The following is a 23,346-nucleotide window of genomic DNA, read 5'->3' on the forward strand; positions in this document are numbered from 1 at the left end:
AGTGGCCTCCAGAATATGCCTGAGAGGCAGGTATAGTCTCTCAGGGACGGAATCATGACTCCGTCTATTGGCCTGTGTGCGCTTCTGAAGAGATACCGCTTATGCTGCCGACTTTTATCGAGCTGGCCGCAGGGCGATAGGGCCAGATGCCACCGACCATTCAGGGAAGTAAAAGGGGCGCTGAAGCGCCCCTTTTCATTGCTCCGGCCAAACCTTGCGTCACTCCCCCAACAGCAGTTGCCAGACCGCCAGCACATGGCCTCGTTCGGTCAGCAACTGGTCGTCACCCACCTTGCGGGAGATCTCCGAGAGATTGAGGCGATGGCCTAGGTTGCGGATCTCCAGATAGGCGTGTTTCAGCCCTTCCGCCTGCTCCAGGGTGAGCACTCCCGCCATCACGCACTCATCGAAGATACGCACGTTATCGGACCAGCGGGTCAGGGCCTCGGGTTCGCCGTTGGCGTGAGCCAGCACCAGATACTGGGCGATGAACTCGATATCCACCATGCCGCCGGGGGATTGCTTGAGATCGAACTCCCCCTCGCCGGCCTTGAGCAGGTGATCCCGCATCTTGTGGCGCATCTCGCGCACTTCTTTTGCGAGGATGGCGAGGTCTCGCTCCTTGGCCAGCACGGCGCGGCGGATCCTCCCAAACTCGGCGATGACGGTCTCATCGCCGTAGATGGGGCGGGCCCGCACCAGCGCCTGATGCTCCCAGGTCCAGGCCTCGCTGCGCTGATACTGCTCATAGGCGGTCAGCGACGAGACCAGCAGGCCAGAGTCGCCTGAGGGACGCAGTCGCATGTCGATGTCATAGAGGATGCCTGACGGAGTGCGGGTGCTGAACAGGTGCAAGATCCGCTGGGCCAGGCGCAGGTAGAACTGGCGGCTGTCGATGGGTTTGCGCCCGTCTGTGTAGCTGTTGGGATCGCCGCCGTGCAGGAACACCAGATCGAGATCCGAGCCGTAGCCCAGTTCTATGCCGCCCAGCTTGCCATAGGCCACCACGGCGAAACCGCGCTGGCCGGTCACAGTCACTTCGGGCGGCACTCCGTAGCGTTCGCTCATCTGGGTCCAGGCCTGATTGACCACCTCTTCGGTGATTGCCTCCGCCAGCCAGGTGAGGTGGTCGCTCACCTTCATCAGCGGCAGGGCGCCGGCGATGTCGGCCGCCACTATGCGCAAGAGCTGCACCTGCTTGAACTGGCGCAGCGCCTCCATCTGCTGCTCGACGTCCTCTTCGGGGATGCGCAGCAGGAACTGGCGCAGCTGGGGCTTGTACTGATCGAGCGGGGTCGGGTGGTAGAGGTGCTGGGGATCCAGCAGCTCATCCAGCAGTATGGGGTAGCGGGCCAGCTGCTCGCTCACCAGATGGCTGGCATCGCACAGCCGTACCAGCTGGCGCAGGGCGGCGGGGTTCTCCGCCAGCAGCTGCAGATAGGCGCTGCGGGTGAAGATGCGGGTCAGCAGCTCGCACACTCGCTCGAACAGGCGGGCAGGCTCACGGCTTGCTACCACCAGTCGCAGCAACTCAGGCATCAGCCAGTCCAGGGCGATGCGCCCCTGCGGGCCCACCTGGCGGCGCTTGTACTCCTCCTTGAAGCGCAGCAGGGCGGTGCAGAGCGGAACCGGATCCTGGACGCCCTGAGCGACGAGCAATGTCTCCAGCTCGGCAGCATCGAGCTCGGTGCGCCAGAGATCGAGCCAGAGTTGTTCCAGATGGGCGGGGGCCTCTTTCTCTTCGCCTACCACGGCGGCGAACTCCTGATGAACGGCGGCCATCTCCTCATCCAGATGGGCCATAAAGGCGCTCCAGTCGGCAAAACCCAGGGCGGTGAGCAGCCGCAACCGATCCCGCTCCTCGGTGGGCAGGGTTTGGGTCTGCTGATCGCCTATTTCCTGCAGAATGTTCTCGACCCGGCGCAGGAAGCGGTACGCCACCAGCAAGCGGTCGCAATGCTCTGCCTCAAGGGCGCCGCACTGGGCGATGGCGGCCAGCGCCTCGGGCAGGTGGCGCACCCGCAGCGCAGGCTCGCGACCGCCGCGAATAAGCTGCAGCGCCTGGGCGATAAACTCCACCTCGCGAATGCCGCCGGCCCCCAGCTTGATGTTGCCCTCCAGCCCTTTGCGGCGCACCTCGGCGGCGATCATCGCCTTCATCTGGCGCAGGCCGTCGATGACGCCAAAGTCGATGTAGCGGCGAAACACGAAGGGGCGCAGCATCTCGGCCAACTCCACCGCATGTTCACATTGGGGCCCCAGTACCCGCGCCTTGACCATGGCGTAGCGCTCCCAGTTGCGGCCGTGGTGCTGGTAATAGTCCTCCATGGCGGCAAAGGAGATGGCGAGCGGGCCCGCATCGCCGAAGGGGCGCAGCCGCATATCGACCCGAAATACCTGACCATCCTGGGTGGGCTGGTGGAGGGCATTGATCAGCCGCTGCCCCAGCTTGATGAAGAAGGGCTGGTTGGCGAGTTCCCGCCGTCCGCCGACTGTGTAGCCGTTCTCGGGGAAGGTGAAGATAAGATCGATATCCGAGGAAAAATTCAGCTCGCCGCCGCCGAGCTTGCCCATGCCGAGGATGAGCAGCGGCTGCGGGTTGCCATCCCCGTCCATGGGGGTGCCCAGCTCGTTGCACTGCCTCTCGTAGAGCCAGTCGCGGGCGGAGCAAATCAGGGCATCCGCCAGTTTGGTGAGATGGATAAAGCTCTCTTCCACCGCCGCGTGGCCCAGCAGCTCGCGCCAGGCGATCACCAGCATGCGGCTGCGTCTGAACTGGCGGAGGGTGCGCTTGAGCGCCTCTTCATCATCCACCTCGGCGAGCAGGGCGGTCAGATCGCGCTGATAGGCGGGCCAGCGTTCTGACCGCTCGAGATCCCCAGCGGCGAGGATCTGCGTCACCAGTTCGGGCTGCTTTATGAGCGAATCGGAGACAAAATCGGAGAGGCCAAGCAAGGTCATCAGGGTCTGGCGAATCGCATCGGGCAGGGCGCCATAATCGGGCGCCAGCTCGATCAGCCGTTGCCACTGGCGCTCGGCCTGATCCTGCAGCAAGGGCGGAAGAGAGGAGGGAGAAGAGAGAGAAGCAAAATGCTGGGCCACGGTTGCCGTCCTTGTGGTTAACGGGTCTGCAGAGTGAATGAAAATCCTGGCAGCCAATCTAGCACTGTCGCGCGGCTCGTCACAGTACGACAGAGGTCAATTAGACCAAGGGGTTCAGTGACCTGCCCCAAGGACAATCAAGTCGCGGACACCCTCATCAGGCACTGTCACGCCCCTGCGTCACAGCGCAGGGGCGTGCTGCATGAACCGGCGAGTGCCACGGGCTGCTGGCGTGCCCTTGCTCAAGTGCGCTGATAAATCTCGGGATCGTATTTTTCCATCAGGCTGGCCGGTTTGCGCGGCGGCTCGAAGCCAAAACCGGCATAGAGGCCGTGGGCATCCGAGGTCGCCAGACTGAGGCGCCGCAGTCCCTGCAATTGCGGGTGAGTCAGGATGGCCGCCACCAGCGCCTTGCTGTGGCCTCGGCCGCGATGAGCGGGCAGCACGAATACATCCGCCAGATAGCCGAAGGTGGCCCTGTCCGTGATGACCCGGGCGAAGGCCACCTGCTGGCCTGCCACGTAGCCACCGAAACAGAGGGAGTGGTTGATGGCTCTCTGTACCGTTGCCTGTGGAATGCCGAGGCACCAGTAGGCCTCCTCGGACAAAAATCGGTGGATCAGCGGCACGTCTAGCCGCCCCTTGTCGTCGCTTATTTCAAGTTGGGAGTGATTTTGTGGCTGCTGCATCCTGGCTCCTTGCCGTCACATGAATAAGAAAGGCCCCTGACGGGGCCTTCCAGTTTACTCAAATCGCGGCATCAGGCCAGCAGCATGGCGGCGCCCACCAGCAATCCCGCAAGGGCCAGAATGGGCAGCTTCAAGACGCGCAACAGATAGAAGCCGATGGCGGCGAGTGCGAGATCGCTAGGGGCCTGCACGGCGCCCAGCCATACCGGCTGGTAGAGGGCGGCCAGCAGCAGCCCCACCACGGCGGCGTTGATCCCTGTCACTGCACCTGCCAGCCGGGGGCGGGCCAGCCAGCTCTGCCAGCTTGGCCCCAGGGCCCACAGCAGCAGAAAGCCCGGCAGGAACAGCGCCAGGGTTGCCAGCAGTGCGCCAAGCAGTGGTGTTGTTGGCAGCAACTGGGCACCAAGGTAGCTTGCCAGTGTGAACATGGGGCCGGGCACCAGCTGGGCCAGACTGTAGCCGGTCAGGAACTGTTGTTGAGTGAGGGTATGGCCCACGCTCTCCTGCAACAGGGGCAGCACCACGTGGCCGCCACCGAATACCAGGCTGCCTGCCTGATAGAAATCAGCGACAAGTCGGCTGACGGAGCCATGAGCCAGCAGTGGCAGGCCGATAAACAGCAGCGCAAACAGGAGCAAGGCAGGCCAGTGGGGCGGGTGGGCGACAGGGGGTTGAAGCTGCGATGAAAGTGGCGTTGCCGGTTGCTGCGCACTGAACCGGGCACAGAGCAGGGCTGCGCCGAGCAAGAGGCCTAGCTGGGTCAAGAGCCCGGGTTGCCACCAGAGTACTGCGGCGGTGGCCACCATGACGCCCTGTTGCAACTGTGTCTTGCAGAACTGTCGGCTCATGGTGAGCACCGCATCCGCCACCACCACCAGTGCCAACAGCTTGAGGCCGTGCAGGGCGGCTTCCAGCCATACATTGGCGGTCAGCTGTCCCAGACCGATGGCGGCGGCCAGCAACAGCAGGAACGAGGGCAGGGTAAAGCCGACAAAGGCGGCCAAGGCCCCCGTCAGGCCGGCCCTGTGGCGCCCGATGGCAAAGCCGAGCTGGCTGGAAGCAGGGCCCGGCAGCAATTGGCACAGGGCCAGCAGCTGGGCAAACTCGGCCTGACTCAGCCAGCCCAGCCGCTCGACGAAGGTGCGCTGGAAATAGCCGACATGGGCGGCGGGCCCACCGAAGCTGACACAGCCCAGCCATAGAAATTGAATGAATACCTGCCCCATGTCGTCACTCCCTTGTTGTCCTTGTCGAGCCGGTTGGGATGATATGACAAAGCGGTGACTTTTTTATGACAAATCAGGGGGCTGATGGCAGGCAATGGTCACTCTGTCGGCTGGCCTGGTTGTGGCAGATAGCAACGACCGGCAAGCCAGCAGGCTATCGATTGGCGACTGGCATCGAAGTGAGGCTCTGGCAGAACGCTGGGATCGCACCATATCCAGCCCTCGCATTTTTCCGGCTCCAGCAGTTGCGGCTCGCCTTCCACCCGGGCCAACAGGGTGACGGAGATGTAGTGCAACCCGCTCTCGCGCCAGGTCTCCAGGTTGTTGGTGACGGCGATGACGCTGGGTGCCGTGATGACGAAGCCGGTCTCCTCCGCCACTTCCCGGATCGCCGCTGACTCGAAGCTCTCCCCCAGTTCCAGATGGCCGCCTGCGATGGACCAGTAGGGGGCATGGCTGCCCTTGCGCTTGCCAAGCAGCACCTGGCCCTGACTGTTGGTCAGGATAACGCCGACACCGACGCGGGGGTAGAGAGTGGACATAAGAAAAGCTCCTTGCTGTGGTTATGTGGGGCAAACGGGTTGGTCAGGATAACACTGCCATCGACCACCGACGCGGGGATAGAGAGCGGACATATGCGAGGCTCCTGGCTGAAACGGCGGATTGCACCATAAAAACGGGCCCACCTTAGGTCGGTTGGGCCCGTCATGCAAGTTTCTGGCTGTGTGATGGTCCAGTCCGGCGACTTAGTCCAGCTTGACCAGCATCTTGCCAGTATTGCGTCCTTCGAACAGACCGATAAAGGCCTGCGGCATGCTGGCCAGCCCCTGATAGATGGTCTCTTCGGCTTGCAGTGCACCGGCCTCGAATGCCGGGATCACCTCGGCCAGAAACTCGCCGTAGTGCTGCCAGTGTTCAAACACGATAAGCCCCTGCATGGTGAGGCGTTTGCGGATCACCTGAGAGAGGTTGCGCGGGCCGCTTGCCTCGCCCTTGCTGTTGTACTGCTCAATGAGGCCACACAGCACTATGCGACCGTGTTCCGCCATGTTGTTGAGAGCGGCATCCAGCATGGCGCCGCCCACGTTCTCGAAGTAGACATTGATGCCTTCCGGGGCGAGTCGCGTCAGCTCGGCATCGAGATCCGGGGTTTCACGGTAGTTGATCACCTCGTCAGCCCCCAGCGTCTTGAGGTAGGCGACCTTGTCGGCCGAGCCGGTGGAACCGATCACTCTGGCCCCCGCCCGCTTGGCGAGTTGTACCACCATGGATCCGACCGCGCCTGAGGCCGCCGACACCAGCACTGTTTCGCCGGCTTGCAGCTTGGCGATGCGTTTGAGCCCGACCCAGGCTGTCATGCCCGGCATGCCGAGGGCTCCCAAGAATAACTGGGCTGGCAGTGTTGTGTCGGGCAGGCGGGTCAGCTGATCGGCCTTGGCGACCAGGCTATCGCGCCAGCCCAGCATGCTGCTCACCCGATCACCAACAGCAAAGTCGGGATGGCGCGAGTCCTGCACAGTGCCGATGGCACCGCCATCGAGCGCACTGTTCAGGGCAAAGGGCGGCACATAGCTCTTGGCGTCGCTCATGCGGCCGCGCATGTAGGGGTCCACTGACAGCCATTGGTTGGCGACCAGCACTTCCCCTTCCTGTAACTCGGGCAGCGCGACCTCGGCCTGGATGAAATCGTCCTGACTGGGCATACCGACCGGGCGGCGCAGCAGCTGGATTTGATGACTGAGCAGACTCATTGTTTTTCCTCCAGTTCGATATCGTTTAGCCGCAGGCGGGTGACGACATTGCCCCGCATGGCATTTGAGAAGGGGCAGGTCTGGTGGGCCAGCCGCACTAGCTGCTCGGCCTGTGCCGTCGGTTCAGGCTGCGCTGCGGCGAGCGCCACGTCCAGCGTGATGGCGAAGTTGAAGCGGCCATCGGCCAGTGCCAGCAACTCGACGCTGGCCGTGACCGGTGCGCTGGTGATGGGCGCGCCGAGTTTCTGGGCCACGTGGATCAGGGCGTTGGAGAAACAGGCGGCGTAGCCAGCGGCCAGCAGTTGCTCCGGATTGTTGCCCTTGCCGTTGCCGCCGAGGGCGGTTGGCAGGGCCAGTGCCAGTTGCAGGCTGTTGTCCAGGGTGTGAACTTCGCCGTTGCGGCCCGCCTGGGCGATGGCCTGGGTGCGATAGAGTGTCTTCATGTCGGGTGCTCTGATTTGTTTTGTGTGCAAAGTAAAATCAGACTAGTCCTGAAAGCGAAGGTTGGCAACTGTTTTGTGTGCAAATCATTTTTCCCTCCACCTTGCTGGGGTATACTGGCCCCACTTGCCAATGAGGTGCCCCCATGAGTGAATTGAAAAAGCAGGTCTGTTTTGCCCTCTACAGCGCCTCCAACGCCGTGATGCGCGCCTATCGGCCGCTGCTGGACAAATTGGACCTGACCTATACCCAGTATCTGGTGATGTTGTCGCTGTGGGCGCGGGATGAGGTCAGCCTCAAGGAGATTGGTCAGGAGACTGGGCTGGATGCGGGCACTCTGACCCCCATCGTCAAGCGGCTGGAGAGCAAGGGTTGGCTGACCCGCACCGTCTCCAGCGAGGACGAGCGACAAAAATGCATCTGCCTGACCGAAGCGGGGCGCCAGCTGCAACGGGAGGTCAAAGCGTGTTGCCTGGCAGACAACTTGCGCAATCAGGTGGATCTGGCCGATGCTGAACTGGCCCAGCTCAAGCAGCTCTGCGATCGCATTTCGGCGCAGCTGGGGCGCTGAGTTCGGCCGACCCATACAGCTGAGGATCCACCCCATGAAAATCCTGTTGCCCCTGTTTGCCCTGTTGCTGACTGCCTGCAGCACAGGTTCTCGCTCTTCTTCGATGGCGATCGATGATGCCGATGCCTGGCAGGCCATCTGCAAGGATGGCACCCGGGTACGTGCCGTGATCGAAGAGGGGATCTGCGCAGATCATAGAGGCGTTGCCATGTGGACGAATAAGCCAAGAGCGGCCCGGATGGCAGAGGAAGCCGCCAAATAGTGTGATCTCGGCGCCATAAAATGACACAACCGGCCCATTGGCCGGTTTTTTTCGCGATCTCGCCTGCACTTTGCCACCTTGTTCATGGTGTGCTCACGCTTCTCTTCCCATACTGGCTCCACAGTTCCAAAAGAGGAGAGACAAGATGCAAACATCTTTGGTCGGGCTCTCCATTCTGTGGGGGCTAGCCAGTTTTGGTGTTCAGGGGGATTTCATCGAGAGCCGTGATTCCGTTGCGCCTTCCTGGCAAGCCGAGTCCAGAGTGGAGATGGAAGGTTATCTGATAGAGTCGCTGGGGGAAGATCGCTGGCTGTTCGACAATGGCAGCGAGAGTCTGCTGGTCTCCCTGCCCGAGGGGCAGTGGATACCGACCGGTGAGCGATTGCGGGTGAGCGGTGAGCCCCAGCAGGAGCAGGCTGGTTGGCTGCTGCAGGTGCAGGATGTCAGCCAGGTTGCGGTCTGATCAGACTCCGTATCAGGGCATTGAGTCGCGACATGAGCGAGCGCCAATAGATAGCAATCAATAAAGAGAGGAGGCCCCGGGGCCTCCTCTCTTCGTCAGGGGTCTCTCATGCTCCAATCCGCCTCACCTCGCGTGTCGAGGTGGACACATGGCAGCATGCTGATCCCTTACCCCAGATGGTTCAGCGGCAGTGCCGTCTTGTGTTTGATGCGGCGCAGCACGAAGCTGGAACGGACGCCGGTCACGCCTGGTATGTGGGTCAGCTTGTCCAGCAGGAAGTGCTGGTAGTGTTCCATGTCCCGCACCACTACCTTGAGCTGATAGTCGGCATCGTTGCCCGTGATGAGATCGCACTCCAGCACTTCGGGCAGCTCCTTGATGGCCTTGTCGAAGTTCTCGAACCGTTCCGGAGTGTGTCTGTCCATGGAGATATGGATATAAGCGGTGAGGGTTAGCCCCAGCTGGCGGGCGTTGAGCAGGGTGACGTGGGTATCGATGAGACCGGCATCCTCCAGCGCCTTGACCCGGCGGGAGCAGGGGGAGGGGGAGAGCCCGACCAGCTCGGCCAGCTCCAGGTTGCTGATGCGGCCATTCTCCTGCATCAACTCCAGAATATGCCTGTCTATGCGATCAAGTTTCAGCATTCTCCGTTCCTCGTTGCAATTATTAATTCACTTTTCCTAGATTAAGGGTGAACTATTGCAAAAACAACTGAAAATGCATGCTACTTCGCAACCACTCACCGCACCGGGAGGGATACTATGGTTGCATCTTCCGGTGGCAAGACAGATACCCAACCCGGTCTCTGTGGTGAAGGACCTTACCGGGTCACACACCCCATCAGCCGTCCGACCTTATCGGGAAACGACGGGCTGGAACGAGAGCACCTCCTCCCCGAAGGCAACAAAGCAGGCATCCCGGCGCCTGCTTTGTTGTTTCTGGCATTCGGCGATCACGGAGTCGGCGGCGTGATGCGGTAGAGGCAGCGGTGATCCCCGTCCAGCAGGTACTGTTCCCGCTCCACCTTGGCCGGTGCCAGCAACTGGCGAAACATCTCCAGCTCGCTGCGACAAAACCCCCGACAGGCCCGCGCTGCGGCGCAGATGGGGCAGTGGCTCTCCCATAGCAACCAGCTGCCGTCCTCCTCCTGGCGCATATCTGCCATATAGCCCTCTCGCGTGCGCTGCTCTTTCAACGTGGCCAGCCTGTCTGCCAGCGCAGGCTGGGTCAGCTGTGCCTGATAACGGCCCAGCTGTTGCTGCTCACGCTGCTGGATCAGTCGCTCCATGCCCACTTCGCCAAACAGCTGCTGGATATTGTCGATAAGCTGCAAGGTCAGTTCGCTGTGGGTATCGGGGAAGCGCTGCCAGGCCTGTTCGGTCAGATGCCACAGGCGTACGGGGCGGCCACGGCCGCGCGTTTCATCGCTAAAACCCACCCAGCCGTCGGATTCCAGCGCGATCAGATGCTGGCGGGCGCCCATGGAGGTCATCTGCAACTGCTCCCCCAGCGCGGCGGCGCTCTGGGGGCCGTGACTCTTGAGCAGAAACAGTATCTTGTCGGTGCTGGCGTTCATTGAGGGCTTCCCGTTATCGACAGGTACGCCAAGGATCCAGGGTATCGGAAGAGGATCTTGTCAGTACGGATGTTCATGGGGTCATTATGGATAGCGGCCGTTTTTAAATCAACAATTCACTTTACTTAATAATGCGCCTTGCTCAGTATAAATAAACCAATAACTTTATTTAATGAGGCTGACATGGAAGGGATCAAGGGGCAGGCGACCCTCTGGGTATTGGTGATGACGGTGACGCTGGCGGTGGCGGGTTTCAGCCTGCCCTCGCCCGTGCTGGCACCACTGATGCTGGATCCGGCGCAGGGCATGTTGACGCCACAGGCGTCTGACTGGAGTCGCAAGGTGTGGCTGGGGGTCATTATGGGACTCTACCCGCTGTTTCAACTGGTGGGATCCCCCTGGCTGGGGCGGCTTTCCGATCGCCACGGCCGCAAGCCGATCCTGACAGTCTGTCTGGTTGGCGTGCTGGTCGGTTATGCCCTGATGGCGTTGGGGATCGCATGGCGATCCTTGCCACTGTTGTTGTTGAGCCGGGTGGTGGAGGGCTTTTTCAACGGGGATATCGCCATAGTGCAGGCGATGGCGGCTGACATGAGCACCACCAAGACCAAGGCCCGCAGCTTCGCTTGGATCAACATCGGCATGAACCTGGGCTGGGTGCTTGGCCCCATGATAGGAGGCTATGCCGCCGTGGTATCGGGAGATTACAGCCTGGCCGCTTGGCTGGCGGTGGCCATGACCCTGGTCAACCTGTTGCTGGTGCTCTGGTTGTTGCCCAATAAGGCCCCGGTTGCCCCCAGCCAGCAGGCGCCGTCGCTTTCTTCCCGTCAGCTCTTGCTGCAACCGGCTCTGTTGCCCTATTTCGTGCTGACCCTGCTCAGCTACGGCGCGGTGCAGCTTTACTTCACCTACTTCAACGTCTGGCTGGTGGAGCGGCTGGCCTGGGATCCGGTACAGCTGGCACAGGCGGCCGTGCTGGTGAGCGTGCCCATGATGCTGGGATCCTGGCTGGGATCCCGCCTTGCTCGCCACTGGCGTGGCAGCAGCCTGGGGGTCGTCGGCCATCTGGTGATGGCGGCGGGCATGCTGATGTTTGTGCTGCCGGACCACTGGTGGGGGTTGGCACTAACCTTCATTCCAGTAGGGATCGGCATGAGCCTGGGGGAACTGGCGACCTCGGTAGCCGTCTCCAACCGCAGTCATGCCGAGCAGCAGGGGCAGGCGATGGGGATCTACCGTGGTCTGGCGGTAGGCAGCGAGATCCTGGCTGTGCTGGTGGGCAGTCTGGTGCTGCTGGCAGGGACAGAGTGGCCCTTCTATCTGGCAGCCCTCTCAGGTGTGATCTGTGCCATCGGTTTCTACGGTCTGCGCAAACGGGCCGATCGACGCCAGCGTTTGGCGAGCTGTGCCGAGCCGGGTTGAGGAGCCGTGGGCGGGAGGGACTTGCCGTGTGCCCCGGTCAGATCACAGATTGGGGGCCCGGTCCCTGACAGGGCTTGCATCGGGGCGCCGGCTCTGGGACGGTAAGGCTCTTTGCTGATTTGTTTGAGGCTGGAGGAGCTATGAGTGAGTACAAGGCCATCGCGCTGGATATGGATGGCACCCTGCTGACCCGGGATCACAAGATCTCGTCTGCGACCCGAGCGGCGCTGGCCCAGGCGCGGGCCCACGGCATCAAGGTGTTGCTGGTGACGGGCCGCCACTTCATGACGGCGCGCCCCTTCCATCACGAGCTGGCCCTCGATACCCCCATCATCTGCAGCAACGGTGCCTACCTCTATGATCCGGCGCAGGAGAGGATCCTGGCGGGGGATCCGCTGGCGGTGGCCCCGCTCACCGATCTGTTGGCTCAGGTCGAGGCGCAGCAGATGGGGGCCCTGTTCCACCTTAGCGAAGGGATCGGCTATATCGGCTGCGAGGATCACATCACCCGGATGCGCCACTGGTCGGCCAATCAGCCGGATCATCTCAAGATCTCCCTGCTGCCTGCGGACGATCTGGCGAGCTGGCTGAAAAATCCGATCTGGAAGCTGGAGCTGTTCAACCAGGATCCTGCCCTGCTGCATCAGTTCATGGGGGAGGTGGTCGAGGCCATGCCCTTTACCCGTGACTGGGCGGCGCCTTATGCGGTGGAGCTGGTGCAACCGGGGTGCAGCAAGGGCAACCGGCTGGCCCTGTGGGCCGAGAGCGAGGGGATAGCGATGGAAAACGTGGTGGCGTTCGGTGACAACAACAACGACATCAGCATGTTCGAGCAGGTGGGGCTGGCGGTTGCCATGGGCAATGCCGCCGCCCATGTGCAGGCCCATGCCGACCTTGTGACCGCAGATCACAACGAAGACGGGATCGCGCTGGCGCTGCAGCGCTGGGTGCTGCCCTCGTAAGGATCCGCGGCCAGAGGAAAGGGGCCATCCAAGCTGGGAAATAGCCCGGATGGCCTTTTCTTTTCGCATTCATGCCCGAAAGAGAAGGGGATCACCCAGGCCGGGAGGAGGTTGCGGCTGTACTCGGTGCAGCCCGAGTCTTAATTGCCGAAAGAGAACTGGATCACCCGATCAGGGAAGCGGATCCGGTTGTAGTCTCGGCGCAGTCCCTCGTAATGACGGATGGCCCTCTCGCGCTGGGCGCGGTAGTAGTCGCGCTGCTTGCTGTCGTTCTCGTTGCGGATCTGGCGCTCCAGCTGTTCGATATCCCGTTCTGTCTGCTGCAAGTCGCTCTTGATCTCGCTGAGCTGCTTCTCCAGCAGGTACTCCTTGCGACCGCGATCGTACTGGGTGAGGAAGCTGGCATCGTTGGGACAGACACCCAGATACTCATGACCTGACTTGGCCTTGCTGTAGGCCAGTTCAGGAATGCAGTAGAGCTCCAGCCCCTTGGCATAGCCCCGTTTCCACTCGGCTTCATCCACCTTGAGGCCGTATTCGCCACAGGTCGATACATAGTCACGGGTCGCCTGACGGGTCTTGCCCTGCTCCCCATCCTGATAGCCCAGGTTGTACCAGCTCATGGCACGGCACTCCTCTTCCGACAGCGAGCTGCAACCGGCGAGCAGAAAAGGCAGGGTCAGCAACAGGATCTTGGGGGACATAAACGGGCTCCAGCGTGGATGATGGAGGCATTCTAGTGAGGATGCGGGGTCAGGACAAGGGAGGATCTCGGGTCTTGGCTGGCGCCGTTTTTTGACGTTTTTGTCACTATTTGCGACAGGCTGGGGCGGGAGGGGCGGCTCACTTTCCTTGTGGTCATGGGCGAGGTAAACTGCGCCATCTTTTAACTGGCGCGTAACAAAAATAATGAAAGTCCTGACCGTCGATTACCGCTCGCCCGATGCGGCGCAGCGCTTCACCGAATCCCTGCGTACTACGGGCTTCGGGGTATTGACCCACCACCCCATCCCGAAAGAGCTGGTGCAGTCCATCTATGACAATTGGTATCGCTTCTTCATGAGCGAACAGAAGCAGGATTTCCTGTTCAACCGCGAGACCCAGGATGGCTACTTCCCGCCGTCGGTGTCCGAGGTGGCCAAGGGTCACAGCCAGAAGGACATCAAGGAGTACTTCCACCTCTATCCCTGGGGCCAGATGCCGGAAGCGCTCAGGGAGCAGGCGATGGAGTACTATCGCCTCGCCAATGACCTGGCCGCCGAGCTGCTGGGTTGGGTGGAGCAATACACCCCGCGCGACATCGCAGCTCACTACAGCTGCCCGCTCTCTTCCATGATTGAAGATAGCCAGAAGACACTGCTGCGGGTGCTGCACTATCCGCCGTTCGACGGCACCGAAGCGCCGGGTGCCATTCGCGCCGCCGCCCACGAGGACATCAACCTGCTGACCATTCTGCCTGCCGCCAACGAGCCAGGCCTGCAGGTGAAGGGAGCCGATGGGGAGTGGATGGATGTGCCCTGCGATTTTGGCACCCTCATCATCAACATCGGCGACATGCTGCAGGAGGCCTCTCGCGGCTACTACCCCTCCACCACCCACCGCGTCATCAATCCGACCGGCGGCAGCGCCAGCAAGTCCCGCATCTCCCTGCCGCTGTTCCTTCACCCGCGGCCGGATGTGGTGCTCTCAGAGCGTCATACCGCCCACAGCTACCTGATGGAGCGACTGCGGGAACTGGGGGTTATCTAGGCGCTCAATGCGAGTCCATGACAGTCAAAACCGGAGCAAAAATGCTCCGGTTTTTATTTTTCGGCACGATAACGCGTAAAACTGAATATTATTAGGTAATGATGCCAAAAAATCGTTTTTTAGCCCAATAAGCGTCGTTGTGATTGCGTGGCCTTGACCGTACTCTGAGCGCCGTTTTGGGCCCAGCTCGTGGGCACCTGTATTGGAGTTCTTATGAAGCAGTCCCAATGGTCATCCCGGCTTGGTTATATTCTGGCCGCCGCAGGCTCCGCCGTCGGTCTCGGCGCTATCTGGAAGTTTCCCTACGTGACCGCCGCCAATGGTGGCGGTGCCTTCCTGCTGGTGTTTTTGCTGTTCAGTTTCACCCTGGGGGTGGCGGTGCTGATGGGAGAGACACTGCTCGGCAGCATGAGCCGCCGTGGTGTGGTGGGGGCGTTTAGCGCCCTGATGGGCAAGCGCTGGCGCTGGGTCGGGGCCATGGGCCTGCTCTGCAGCCTGCTTATCTTCAGCTTCTACAGCGTGGTAGGCGGCTGGACCCTGGGCTACACCGGCATGGCGCTGGCCGGTAGCCTGCAGCATGGGGATGGAGCCGCCCTGACCGCCCGCTTCAACGACTACGTCGGCGATCCGCTCTGGCCCGTGTTGACCCACCTGCTGTTTGCCGCTCTCACCTGGTGGTTCGTGCAGGGGGGCGTGCAGCAGGGGGTGGAGCGTACCTTGCGCTGGATGATGCCGGCCCTGTTCATCATGATACTGCTGCTGGTGGCCTTCGGTCTTACCCTGCCCAATGCCATGGCCGGGGTACGCCACTTCCTGATGCCGGACTTCAGCAAGCTCGGCATGTCCGGCGTGCTCGATGCCATGGGGCTGGCCTTCTTCTCCCTCTCCATCGGGCTCGGCATTCACACCACTTATGGTGCCTACTTGCCTTCCAGCGAAGGCGTAGGCCGTTCCAGCCTCTGGGTGGTGCTGCTGGCGAGCCTCATCGCCGTGCTGGCGGGCTTGATGATTTTCCCCGTGCTGGCGGCGACCGGCATAGATCCCGCCTCCGGCCCGGGCCTCACCTTCATGACGATGCCGGCGGTGTTCCAGCAGTTGCCGTTTGGTCAGGGACTGGCGGTGATCTTCTTCTCCCTGCTGGTGGTTGCGGCGCTCTCTTCGGCCATCTCGCTGCTGGAGCATCTGCAGTGCTTCATCTGCGAGAGTCTGGGCTGGTCACGCCGCGCGGCCTGCAGCCTCATTACTCTGCTGGTGATGGTGAACGGCATTCCCGTCAGCCTGTCGTTCGGCCCCTGGGCGGATGTGACCCTGTTTGGCAAGAACATCTTCGAGCTGCTGGATTTTGTCACCTCCAACCTGATGATGCCCATGTTCGGGCTGGCGCTCACCCTGTTGCTGGGCTGGAAGCTGGGTCAGCGAGCGCTGCCCCAGGGCTTGGCTCAGCACTGGCGGACCCTGGTGATGGGCTGCTGGCGCTGGCTGGCACCCTTATTGATCGGCGGGATCCTGCTGCGCGGCTTGATGTGAGGTTCGATCTTGATGGGGGGGCAGCATGCCCCTCCCACTTTTCAACCTGACCTTGTCGAGCGCAGACTGCCAACGGGCTATGACGGCATCATCCTGATCCCTGGAAAAGGCGAGGTAGAGCCATGACTCATGAAGGACTACCCCCGAGTTTGTCACGCTGCGATGTGATAACCCTCGCTGTTCCAAGGTGGCATCCAGCACCATTTCACCTACCGGAAATGCATCAATTTTGCCCAGTACCAAGCGTTGCAAGGCTTCCTCAACCGATTGGTAGCGCACCAGATTGGTATATCCCTCGCGGGTGAGCCGTTCGTCATCGGCATTACCGAGCACAACCCCGACCCTTGGCAAATGACGCAAGTCGTCGAGGCTCTTCAGTTTGTGTCTGGGTGACGGGGGCTGATAGATGATCACCTTGCTCCGAAACAGTGGTCCTACCCATTTAAAGAAGGGTTCTCTCTCGGGTGCCCACTGGGTAACAAACAGCGCATATCCTGGCTCCAGTCTGGTCAGTGCCAGGGCCCGTTTGAAGGGGTAAATCCGGATGGGATACGTTTCTCCCAGTTCATCTTGAATTTGCTGGAGCAGGCGAACAGCGAGCCCGTCGAGCTTGCCATCATGGTGGTGAGTGAAGGGGACGAGTTCATGGCTGAGCAGGGTCAGCGAGGGTTGTGCCGACAGTGTCAGGCTGAGGCTGAAGAGTGCTCCGATGAGCAGAGTTCGTTTCATGCACTGTCCTGTTGCATATGCTGAATCAAGTGGCCGAACCAGGCGGGCCGTCTGATCGGTGACGGGACGTCACTTACCCATAAAGACTAAACCAACGGGCTGGTCGCAGGGGGGACATTATCATGGTCAACCGGGCGTCCCTGATTGATAAATATAGGGTTTTCAATGGGAGTTGAAAATTTTTATTTCTCATTGTGTCAATTTTTCTTGCCATGGTTTAGGCTGTGGCTCCTTTTTGGCGTTCAGGTCATCCTATTCATGTCACCCGTTTTCGCGCTGTCAGGCCGATTTTGCAGCTCCCAGGAGAGGTGACCTTGCACGCGCAGTTTGTCTGAATGTTCATTGCAAAGGTCGCCGCCAGGCGGCCTTTTTTGTTGTTGCCCGTTTGATGTTTACCCATGGAGTATCGATTCGATGTTGTGTTCCCCGGAGGTTGTATGAGCCAGGTTCAGTGGTCTTCCCGTCTCGGTCATGTGCTGGCGGCGGCCGGTACGGCGATCGGCCTTGGCGCCATCTGGAAGTTTCCCTATGTGACGGCCACCAATGGTGGCGGTGCCTTCCTGCTGGTGTTCCTGCTGTTCAGCTTCACCCTGGGGGTAGCCGTACTGGTGGGGGAGACATTGCTCGGCAGCCGCAGTCAGCGCGGCGTGCTCGGTGCCTTCCACAAGCTGGTCGGCCCGAACTGGCGCTGGATGGGCTACATGGGGATATTGTGCGGCTTCTTCATCTACAGCTTCTACAGTGTGGTGGGCGGCTGGACCGTGGGGTATGCGGCGCTGGCGGTGGCGGGCAAGCTCAACCTGAGCGAGGGCAGCGCCCTCACCGCCCTGTTCAACGGTTATGTCAGTGACCCTTGGTGGCCCGTGCTGACCCATTTGGTGTTCGCCGGACTGACCTGGTGGTTCGTGCAGGGCGGCATTCAGAAAGGGGTGGAGCGGGCACTGCGCTGGATGATGCCGGCGCTGTTCATCATGATGTTGCTGCTGGTGGGGGTGGGTCTCTCCATGCCGGGTTCCATGGCCGGGGTACGTCAGTTGCTGGTGCCGGACTTCTCCATGCTGACCGGTCAGAGCGTGCTGGATGCGCTGGGGCTGGCTTTCTTCTCCCTCTCCATTGGCCTCGGGGTGCATACCACCTATGGTGCCTACCTGCCGAGCAGCGAAGGTGTGCTGCGCTCCGGTGTCTGGGTGGTGACGCTGGCGAGCCTTATCTCAGTGCTGGCGGGTCTGATGATCTTCCCAGCGCTGGCCTCGACCGGTATCGATCCCACTGCCGGTCCCGGCCTCACCTTCATGACAATGCCCGCCGTGTTCAGTCATCTGCCGTTCGGTCAGGGGCTGGGAGTGGTCTTCTTCCTGCTGCTGCTGGTTGCGGCACTCTCCTCTTCCATCTCCATGCTGGAGCATCTGGTGCGCTTCACCACGGAGGAGTGGGGTTGGTCACGGCGCGGTGCCTGTCGGGTGCTGACCCTGCTCATCATGGTGTCAGGTATTCCGGTCAGCCTCTCATTCGGCCTCTGGAGCGAGCTGACCCTGTTTGGCAAGACGATTTTCGATCTGCTCGACTACCTCACCTCCAACCTGATGATGCCGCTATTCGGCCTAGTGCTGACTCTGCTGCTGGGCTGGCGACTGGGGGACACCATACTGCCTGCCGGTCTGTCACCCGTGCTGCGGCTCGGCCTGCTCTGGTGCTGGCGACTGGTCGCACCGCTGCTGATCACCGGTATTCTGGTGCGGGGTCTGTTTTAAGAGGGCTTCTTGCGAGGTCCGCCAGCCCGGCCATCAGCGGGCTCAGTTGGGCGGGGAAGAGGATGACTTGGGGTGCAGGTGTGATCTGATCTGCAGCAAGGTCTTCTGGTACGCATCGGCATGGTGTTCCATGAAGGTGGCGCTGTGGGTCAGGCGCCGCTCCAGCCGATCAACCAGCAGTGCCACCTTGGGGGCCGGCATGCCGGCAGGCCAGCACAGCTGCAGCAACTCCAGCAGTTGCCAGGCATCTCCCGGCAGAGCCGGGAACTCTTCCTGCAGTGTCATGGCGTATTGCACTGCGAGCTGATGCTGACCCGATGCGCTGGCCCGCTGCCGTTCCTGGCGCAGGTAGGTCAGGCGTTGCTCACGGCGGTCCAGCTGGAGTTTGAGTTCAGTGACGACTTGATTGAACATCCGCTGGAGCAGCGGCGACGGTGCCACTCTGGCCTGGTACTGGCCGAGCTTTGCCAGATAGCGCTGGGCGTGGTGGGGCAGGCCGCAAAACTGGCTGACGGCAAAACCGAGCAACTGGTTGAGATGATTGTCCCGCGCCGCCTCCGGCGGGTGTTTGGCCAGCAGCACTATGGCGTCATCGAAGCGATAATCCAGACCCAGCATAAGGGCCTGCAGCAATGCAGCCTCGTGGGCCCGCAGGGTGGCGGCCTTGCTGAGATAGTCAAACTCCTGTTGCAGGGCACTGATCCTGGCTGCCGTGGGGTAGTGCCAGAGCACGGCCAGACTGGCATTCAGGACGAAATTCTCGATAGACAGGCGGAACCTGTGCTCACTGAAAAATCGCAGGCTGAGCGCGTTGGCCTGTTCGAGCGCCTTCCCTTCATCTTTCAGCAGCAGGGCCAGCAAGATGGCCGCCTGACGCCATTCCGGCTGCCAGGACTGTTTTTGCAGCAGCTTGCCGAGTACCTCCCAGGCTGATTCCCACTGCGCCTCGTGCAGCAGGCAGGCCAACATCAGTTCCAGCTGTATTGTCAGCGGCAGCCGTTCCTGATTGCGGGTCAGGTCCTTGCGGGCGCTGTCCAGCTTGTTCAGTCCCAGCAGAGCGTGGATCAGCCCCTTGCGTGGCCACCAGGCGTCGTGTTCAGTGGTACACATGGCATAGTGCTGGGTGGCCTGGAAGTGATCCTGCTCCTGCAGCAACATGTAACCCTTGACCCTGTCCAGCAGTGGGCCCAGCGCCTTGTTCTTCTTCTGCTGCTGGTAGAGAAGGTCTTCGCACAGGGAGCAGGCGAGGCGCCATTCCCTGAGTTTCATTGACGGGGGCAGGGGCCGGGTCAGCCCGGTCAGCAATACCAGTTCGTGCAAACTGCGTGTCAGCTGATCCGTGGTAAAGGGCATGGACAGGTGCAGTGGAAAATAGAGCTCGGAAGGGGGGTACTGGAGCAATTCATCGTCCCCATCCAGCAGCAAGAGCACACAGCCAGGTTCGAGCAGGCCCAGATAGTGGGCCTCCTGCAGCAGGCGGATCCCCTCATGGGCCTGATGGCGATACTGGCGGCAGATGATGGCGTCGAACGGCTGCTGACGCAGCAGGGCGGATAGTGTGGAGAGTTCCTTGCAATAGGTCAGTTGGGATGGCGTGACGCCATGATCACTCAGACCTTGGGAGAGGGCCGAGCTGAGCATGGCATCGTCTTCGATCAGAAGGATCTGCATCCTTGGCGCTCCCTTGCTGGTTCACGATATGAAAAAGTATGGCATGGGATGGAGTCAAAAAGAGCTTCCACTATTGTCTGTAAATTGTACTCGGGTCAATACCCCGCCGGGGTCAAGGGGGTGGCGGATTGATCAGAAACACCACAGCGCCCCCATAGGCGGGGACCTGTGCCAATCTCGCTTCCCAGGCGGGATCCCACTCTCCCCCCTGCGCCAGCCCCAGCTTGAATGGCAGTGTCAGCCGGTGCAGCGTCTGCAGATAGCGGGCATAGCCGGGTTCGGTATGACGGCCCCGATAGGTCTGCACCACCAGCTCGTCGACCACACCTGCCAGGGCGTTCAGCTCCCTGATGTCACCGGTGCGGGTCCAGTCCAGCAAGCCTGTGATGCTGATGGCGTAGCGAGCGGGCAACTGTTGTCGCAGCTGACGCAGGAAGTGCCCATAGTCGGCCAGCTGGTGGGTGCGGGCATCGAAATCTATCTGGACGCCGCGCACTTCATTGCCCTTTCGCTGCCAGGCCGCCAGCTGGTTTTCCAGGTTCTGCAGCAGGGTGTCATCCCAGTCGAGCCGCTCCACCCGATAGGCGAGCCAGAGTTCGCCCACCGGCAGCTTGCTCGGCGCTATGCCCTGCCCCTGAAAGCGCAGGGGCAGGGCCGGGTCCAGGGGGCCTATCTCCCCTTGATGCAGATAGAGGCGATCTGCCTGCTGCAACACGGGTTGGGGTCTGACCCCTGCCCACAACCAGAACTGACGGTACTGGCCCGCCTCGACGGTTGCCCTGGCCTCGGTGCCGAGCAGCGTCAGCATCACCAGTAATATTTGAGCTGTTTTGCCCACTGGCTTGCCCCGTGTTGCTGCTTGAGGGTGTTGAACCAGGTCTTGCGCTGGCTGACGGGCAGATCCTGACTGCCGCAACCGTTGCTGCCGCTCGGGGCGTAGCAGTTGATGGCGCGATAGAGGGCGTAGGCCTTGTCGTCCTTGGCGGCTTTGGGATTGGCGATGACCTGCTGATACCAGTCGAGGCGGCTGCGCTGCTTGCCGGCAAACAGGTCCTGGCTCCCCGCCAGGGTATCGGCTCCCGGTCGATGGAGCAGGGGATCCCAATCCAGCCCCTGTGCCAGGAAGAACTCGCCCAGGCAGTTGAGGGCTCTGGGCGTACCAGGCGCCTTGGCGAGGGTGGCGACCACCTCGTTCAGGGCCGGGCACTGATAACCCTGGCTGCCTTGCCAGTTGAACGGTGCCGCAGGGGGAGCGCCCGCCATATCTTGCAGGAAGCCCTGGTAGTCGCCATGGGTCAGCTGCTTGTAACTCAGGGTGTAACTGGCACGTTGACGCAGGGGCTCGGAGGCGGTTTCATCCCGGGCCATGCGGCGCAGCAGGGGCGCCGGTGCCACATATTCCAGCAGCGGGATGCGGTAGTGATCGCTCTTGATGGGGCTTTCCTTGGCAAACACCTGCTCCAGCTGGCCGGCCCGTTCCAGGGTCATGGCCAGGGCAAGCTGCAACAGCTGATCCTGCAAGGGGGTTGGCTGGTTGGCGAGCAGGGCGCGCCACTGCTGTTCGGCTTTGACCCACTGCTGCTGGGCAGCCAGTGCCATCCCTTTCAATACCTGCTGGCTGAAGGCCAGATTATTCAGGGGGCCGTTGGCCAGCGCAGGGGCGGCAGCGACCACGGCGGCATAATCCTTGGCGAGATAGTAGCGGCTGGACTGCTCCAGATAGGCCAGCCAGGGGGCGTGCCGGGCAAACTGGGGGGCCTGCTTGCCGATCTCGGCCGCGAGCAGCGGCTGCCACTCATCCCAGCTGTCATGGATCCGCAGCCGGCGCAGATCCTGCACCAGGGTCAGCATGGGCATGGTTGCCGAGCTGGTGAAGCCGGGTTGCATCAGCAATTTGAGATCGATCTCGTTGACCAGATCCGGTGGGCTCTGCTGTTGACTCGCCTGCAGATAGTGACTGGCCAGCAGCTCGTTATCCCCCTTGAACCAGGCAAGTCGACGCAACAAGCCGGTGGCGGAATCCAGATAGCGCCCCTGTGGGTAGCGGGTACGGTAGTCGGTGATGAGCTGCTCGCAGCGCTGCAGCTGAGCCTGATCGATCTGGCTGCGGTCCAGGCTGCCCCAATCGTCGAAGGCGCTCTGCTGTGACTGGTTGAGGGCGACCCGGATCTTCATGTAGTCGGTCGTCTCCTTGAGCCAGGGCTGGTCCTGTTCGGCGAGGGCGGCAAACAGGGCGTCGGCTTGCGCAAACTCCCCCTGATAGAAGTGCTGGCTGGCGGTCAGGTAGTCGGCAAACCCCTTGGCGGCGGCGGACAGCGGCGCCGTCTGGCTTTCGCCCTGGGGCATGCTTTCTGCCGCGTCCTGCGCCTGGCCGCACTGACCCAGCATGGCGAGCCGCTGGCTTGCCAGCTGGCTGCGATCACTGGCGGTAAGGGCGGGCGTTTGCACCAGTGCCTGCAAGAAGGCCTCGGCAGAGACTGGATTGTTGCTGATACAGCGCCCCTCGCTCCAGCTGCCGGCCCGGGTGATGGCCGCTTCAGTGGTGGCGGCCTCTATGCCCAGCGACGCGGCCAGCGCCAGCAGGGGATCCGGCCCAGCTGGCCCAGTGTCGCCAACGGCCGGGCTTATCAGCTCATCGACCTGAAATGGCAGAGGCAGAGCCCCACCGGGCAGGGAGAAAGCCTGCTCATCGGCCAGCAGCAGGGCCAGATTGGTACGGGTGTCGTTATCGGGGGAGAGAAATGGCAGTCCGTTCAGATGGCACTGGGCTGCGGTCAGTTGCAGGGTGAGCGGTGTTTCGCAGCCATCCGGGCCACAGGCCAGCACAGGCAGGCTGCACAGCGCCAGCCACAGGGGAGTCAGTTTCATGGGGCGTTTTCCGGCCAAGGGAGTCAAGAGAAGGGGATGGAGGCAAGCTACAAGATGTGGGGGCGCCTTTCAACTGACCATAGGGGGCGCCTGGATTGAGCAAAGGTGGCTTATTGCAGGCCGGGCCCACTGGCCGAGAAGGGGCAATCGCGCTGGTGGATCAGGCGGGAGCCCTGAGCGTCGCGTCCCTGCCAGCTGAGCGCAAGCTGGCCCAGACGACCCAGATGGCGCAACTCGAACTCATAACGCAGGCAGGGATTGTCGAGGGGCAGGGCCGTCATGCCATCCGGCAGCCGGTAGTGGTAATTGAGCCGTGGCCCATCCTGCAGCTGGCGCTGCACCGGCTGCAGGCCCTCTTGCGTCTGGGCTGGGGTGGCCAGCATGCGGCGCAGGCTGAGCGGCGCGTCTATCGCCTTCTGGTAATGGAGGCCGTTCATGGCCGCCAGCTCCTCCTCCAGCCGCTGCAGCTCCCCTTCCAGCCCGGTCAGTGCCGCGCCCAGCTGTTGATGGCTGGGTGAGGCGCAGCCCCCCAGCAGCAGGGTGACGAACAGCAGTGAGACGCGGGTTGGGTGCATGGGCTCTCCTT

Annotated in this window: 22 protein-coding genes; 8 read left to right on the forward strand and 14 right to left on the reverse strand. The window is 61.8% G+C overall.

What is annotated here, in order from left to right; translation table 11 throughout:
• Positions 1–219: 219 nt before the first annotated feature.
• The 6 genes from glnE to AC1P02_RS08530 form a co-directional block, all read right to left on the reverse strand.
• On the reverse strand, positions 220–3,102 hold the full coding sequence (gene glnE / locus AC1P02_RS08505; protein ID WP_485184964.1) for a bifunctional [glutamate--ammonia ligase]-adenylyl-L-tyrosine phosphorylase/[glutamate--ammonia-ligase] adenylyltransferase: 2,883 nt from the start codon (positions 3,100–3,102) through the stop codon (positions 220–222).
• 242 nt (positions 3,103–3,344) lie between these two features.
• Positions 3,345–3,791: a GNAT family N-acetyltransferase gene (locus AC1P02_RS08510; protein ID WP_413163886.1), complete on the reverse strand. Its 447-nt coding sequence runs from the start codon at positions 3,789–3,791 to the stop codon at positions 3,345–3,347.
• A gap of 71 nt (positions 3,792–3,862) precedes the next feature.
• Positions 3,863–5,017, reverse strand: coding sequence for a chromate efflux transporter (gene chrA / locus AC1P02_RS08515; RefSeq protein WP_413163888.1), 1,155 nt, complete (start codon positions 5,015–5,017; stop codon positions 3,863–3,865).
• A gap of 98 nt (positions 5,018–5,115) precedes the next feature.
• On the reverse strand, positions 5,116–5,559 hold the full coding sequence (locus AC1P02_RS08520) for a nucleotide triphosphate diphosphatase NUDT15 (protein WP_427209878.1): 444 nt from the start codon (positions 5,557–5,559) through the stop codon (positions 5,116–5,118).
• A gap of 204 nt (positions 5,560–5,763) precedes the next feature.
• On the reverse strand, positions 5,764–6,768 hold the full coding sequence (locus AC1P02_RS08525) for an NADP-dependent oxidoreductase (RefSeq protein ID WP_485184968.1): 1,005 nt from the start codon (positions 6,766–6,768) through the stop codon (positions 5,764–5,766).
• Positions 6,765–7,211, reverse strand: coding sequence for an organic hydroperoxide resistance protein (locus AC1P02_RS08530; protein WP_485184970.1), 447 nt, complete (start codon positions 7,209–7,211; stop codon positions 6,765–6,767). The genes AC1P02_RS08525 and AC1P02_RS08530 overlap by 4 nt, the downstream gene beginning before the upstream one ends.
• A 143-nt stretch (positions 7,212–7,354) precedes the next feature.
• Here AC1P02_RS08530 and AC1P02_RS08535 point away from each other — a divergent pair, with 143 nt between their 5' ends.
• From AC1P02_RS08535 to AC1P02_RS08545, 3 genes are all read left to right on the forward strand, one after another.
• The gene (locus tag AC1P02_RS08535; protein ID WP_005318661.1) at positions 7,355–7,780 is read left to right on the forward strand and encodes a MarR family winged helix-turn-helix transcriptional regulator; all 426 of its coding nucleotides are present in this window, start codon (positions 7,355–7,357) and stop codon (positions 7,778–7,780) included.
• 34 nt (positions 7,781–7,814) lie between these two features.
• Positions 7,815–8,042: a hypothetical protein gene (locus tag AC1P02_RS08540; protein WP_485184973.1), complete on the forward strand. Its 228-nt coding sequence runs from the start codon at positions 7,815–7,817 to the stop codon at positions 8,040–8,042.
• A 145-nt stretch (positions 8,043–8,187) separates the two neighbouring features.
• Positions 8,188–8,505: a hypothetical protein gene (locus tag AC1P02_RS08545; RefSeq protein WP_005318663.1), complete on the forward strand. Its 318-nt coding sequence runs from the start codon at positions 8,188–8,190 to the stop codon at positions 8,503–8,505.
• A gap of 167 nt (positions 8,506–8,672) precedes the next feature.
• Here the strand turns inward: AC1P02_RS08545 and AC1P02_RS08550 are convergent, their stop codons facing one another.
• Both AC1P02_RS08550 and AC1P02_RS08555 read right to left on the reverse strand, forming a co-directional pair.
• Positions 8,673–9,149 carry an Lrp/AsnC family transcriptional regulator gene (locus tag AC1P02_RS08550; RefSeq protein WP_005318665.1) on the reverse strand — a complete coding sequence of 159 codons (477 nt, stop codon included), beginning with the start codon at positions 9,147–9,149 and terminating at the stop codon, positions 8,673–8,675.
• Between the two features lie 308 nt (positions 9,150–9,457).
• Positions 9,458–10,081: a helix-turn-helix transcriptional regulator gene (locus AC1P02_RS08555; protein ID WP_485184976.1), complete on the reverse strand. Its 624-nt coding sequence runs from the start codon at positions 10,079–10,081 to the stop codon at positions 9,458–9,460.
• A gap of 183 nt (positions 10,082–10,264) precedes the next feature.
• On the opposite strand from AC1P02_RS08555, the gene AC1P02_RS08560 reads away from it, so the two are divergent.
• Entirely contained in the window at positions 10,265–11,503 is a 1,239-nt protein-coding gene (locus tag AC1P02_RS08560; RefSeq protein WP_429234333.1) for an MFS transporter, read from the forward strand.
• Between the two features lie 140 nt (positions 11,504–11,643).
• Entirely contained in the window at positions 11,644–12,465 is an 822-nt protein-coding gene (locus AC1P02_RS08565) for a Cof-type HAD-IIB family hydrolase (protein WP_290122632.1), read from the forward strand.
• Between the two features lie 140 nt (positions 12,466–12,605).
• Here the strand turns inward: AC1P02_RS08565 and AC1P02_RS08570 are convergent, their stop codons facing one another.
• On the reverse strand, positions 12,606–13,169 hold the full coding sequence (locus tag AC1P02_RS08570) for a DUF2799 domain-containing protein (RefSeq protein ID WP_005318675.1): 564 nt from the start codon (positions 13,167–13,169) through the stop codon (positions 12,606–12,608).
• 205 nt (positions 13,170–13,374) lie between these two features.
• Here AC1P02_RS08570 and AC1P02_RS08575 point away from each other — a divergent pair, with 205 nt between their 5' ends.
• Positions 13,375–14,214: an isopenicillin N synthase family dioxygenase gene (locus AC1P02_RS08575; RefSeq protein ID WP_485184978.1), complete on the forward strand. Its 840-nt coding sequence runs from the start codon at positions 13,375–13,377 to the stop codon at positions 14,212–14,214.
• Positions 14,215–14,427: 213 nt separating this feature from the next.
• On the forward strand, positions 14,428–15,741 hold the full coding sequence (locus AC1P02_RS08580) for a sodium-dependent transporter (protein WP_059112883.1): 1,314 nt from the start codon (positions 14,428–14,430) through the stop codon (positions 15,739–15,741).
• Here the strand turns inward: AC1P02_RS08580 and AC1P02_RS08585 are convergent.
• Entirely contained in the window at positions 15,703–16,470 is a 768-nt protein-coding gene (locus AC1P02_RS08585) for a substrate-binding periplasmic protein (protein WP_087757185.1), read from the reverse strand. The genes AC1P02_RS08580 and AC1P02_RS08585 overlap by 39 nt on opposite strands.
• A gap of 437 nt (positions 16,471–16,907) precedes the next feature.
• On the opposite strand from AC1P02_RS08585, the gene AC1P02_RS08590 reads away from it, so the two are divergent.
• Complete coding sequence (locus AC1P02_RS08590) at positions 16,908–18,221, forward strand: sodium-dependent transporter (protein WP_404296592.1); 1,314 nt, start codon at positions 16,908–16,910, stop codon at positions 18,219–18,221.
• Positions 18,222–18,263: 42 nt separating this feature from the next.
• Here the strand turns inward: AC1P02_RS08590 and AC1P02_RS08595 are convergent, their stop codons facing one another.
• The 4 genes from AC1P02_RS08595 to AC1P02_RS08610 all read right to left on the reverse strand — a co-directional run bounded on the left by AC1P02_RS08595 (position 18,264) and on the right by AC1P02_RS08610 (position 23,335).
• Positions 18,264–19,892 (reverse strand): response regulator, encoded by a 1,629-nt coding sequence (locus AC1P02_RS08595; protein WP_096119034.1) that lies wholly within the window; start codon positions 19,890–19,892, stop codon positions 18,264–18,266.
• Between the two features lie 112 nt (positions 19,893–20,004).
• The gene (locus AC1P02_RS08600) at positions 20,005–20,730 is read right to left on the reverse strand and encodes a DUF3142 domain-containing protein (RefSeq protein ID WP_485184982.1); all 726 of its coding nucleotides are present in this window, start codon (positions 20,728–20,730) and stop codon (positions 20,005–20,007) included.
• A complete protein-coding gene (locus tag AC1P02_RS08605; RefSeq protein WP_485184984.1) occupies positions 20,700–22,760 on the reverse strand; it encodes a PA5441 family protein in 2,061 nt (686 codons plus the stop codon). The genes AC1P02_RS08600 and AC1P02_RS08605 overlap by 31 nt, the downstream gene beginning before the upstream one ends.
• A gap of 110 nt (positions 22,761–22,870) precedes the next feature.
• Positions 22,871–23,335, reverse strand: a complete 465-nt coding sequence (locus tag AC1P02_RS08610; RefSeq protein ID WP_485184986.1) for a hypothetical protein — start codon at positions 23,333–23,335, stop codon at positions 22,871–22,873.
• Between the last annotated feature and the right edge of the window lie 11 nt (positions 23,336–23,346).

This window comes from Aeromonas sp. TS_SC_11 (assembly GCF_057318915.1).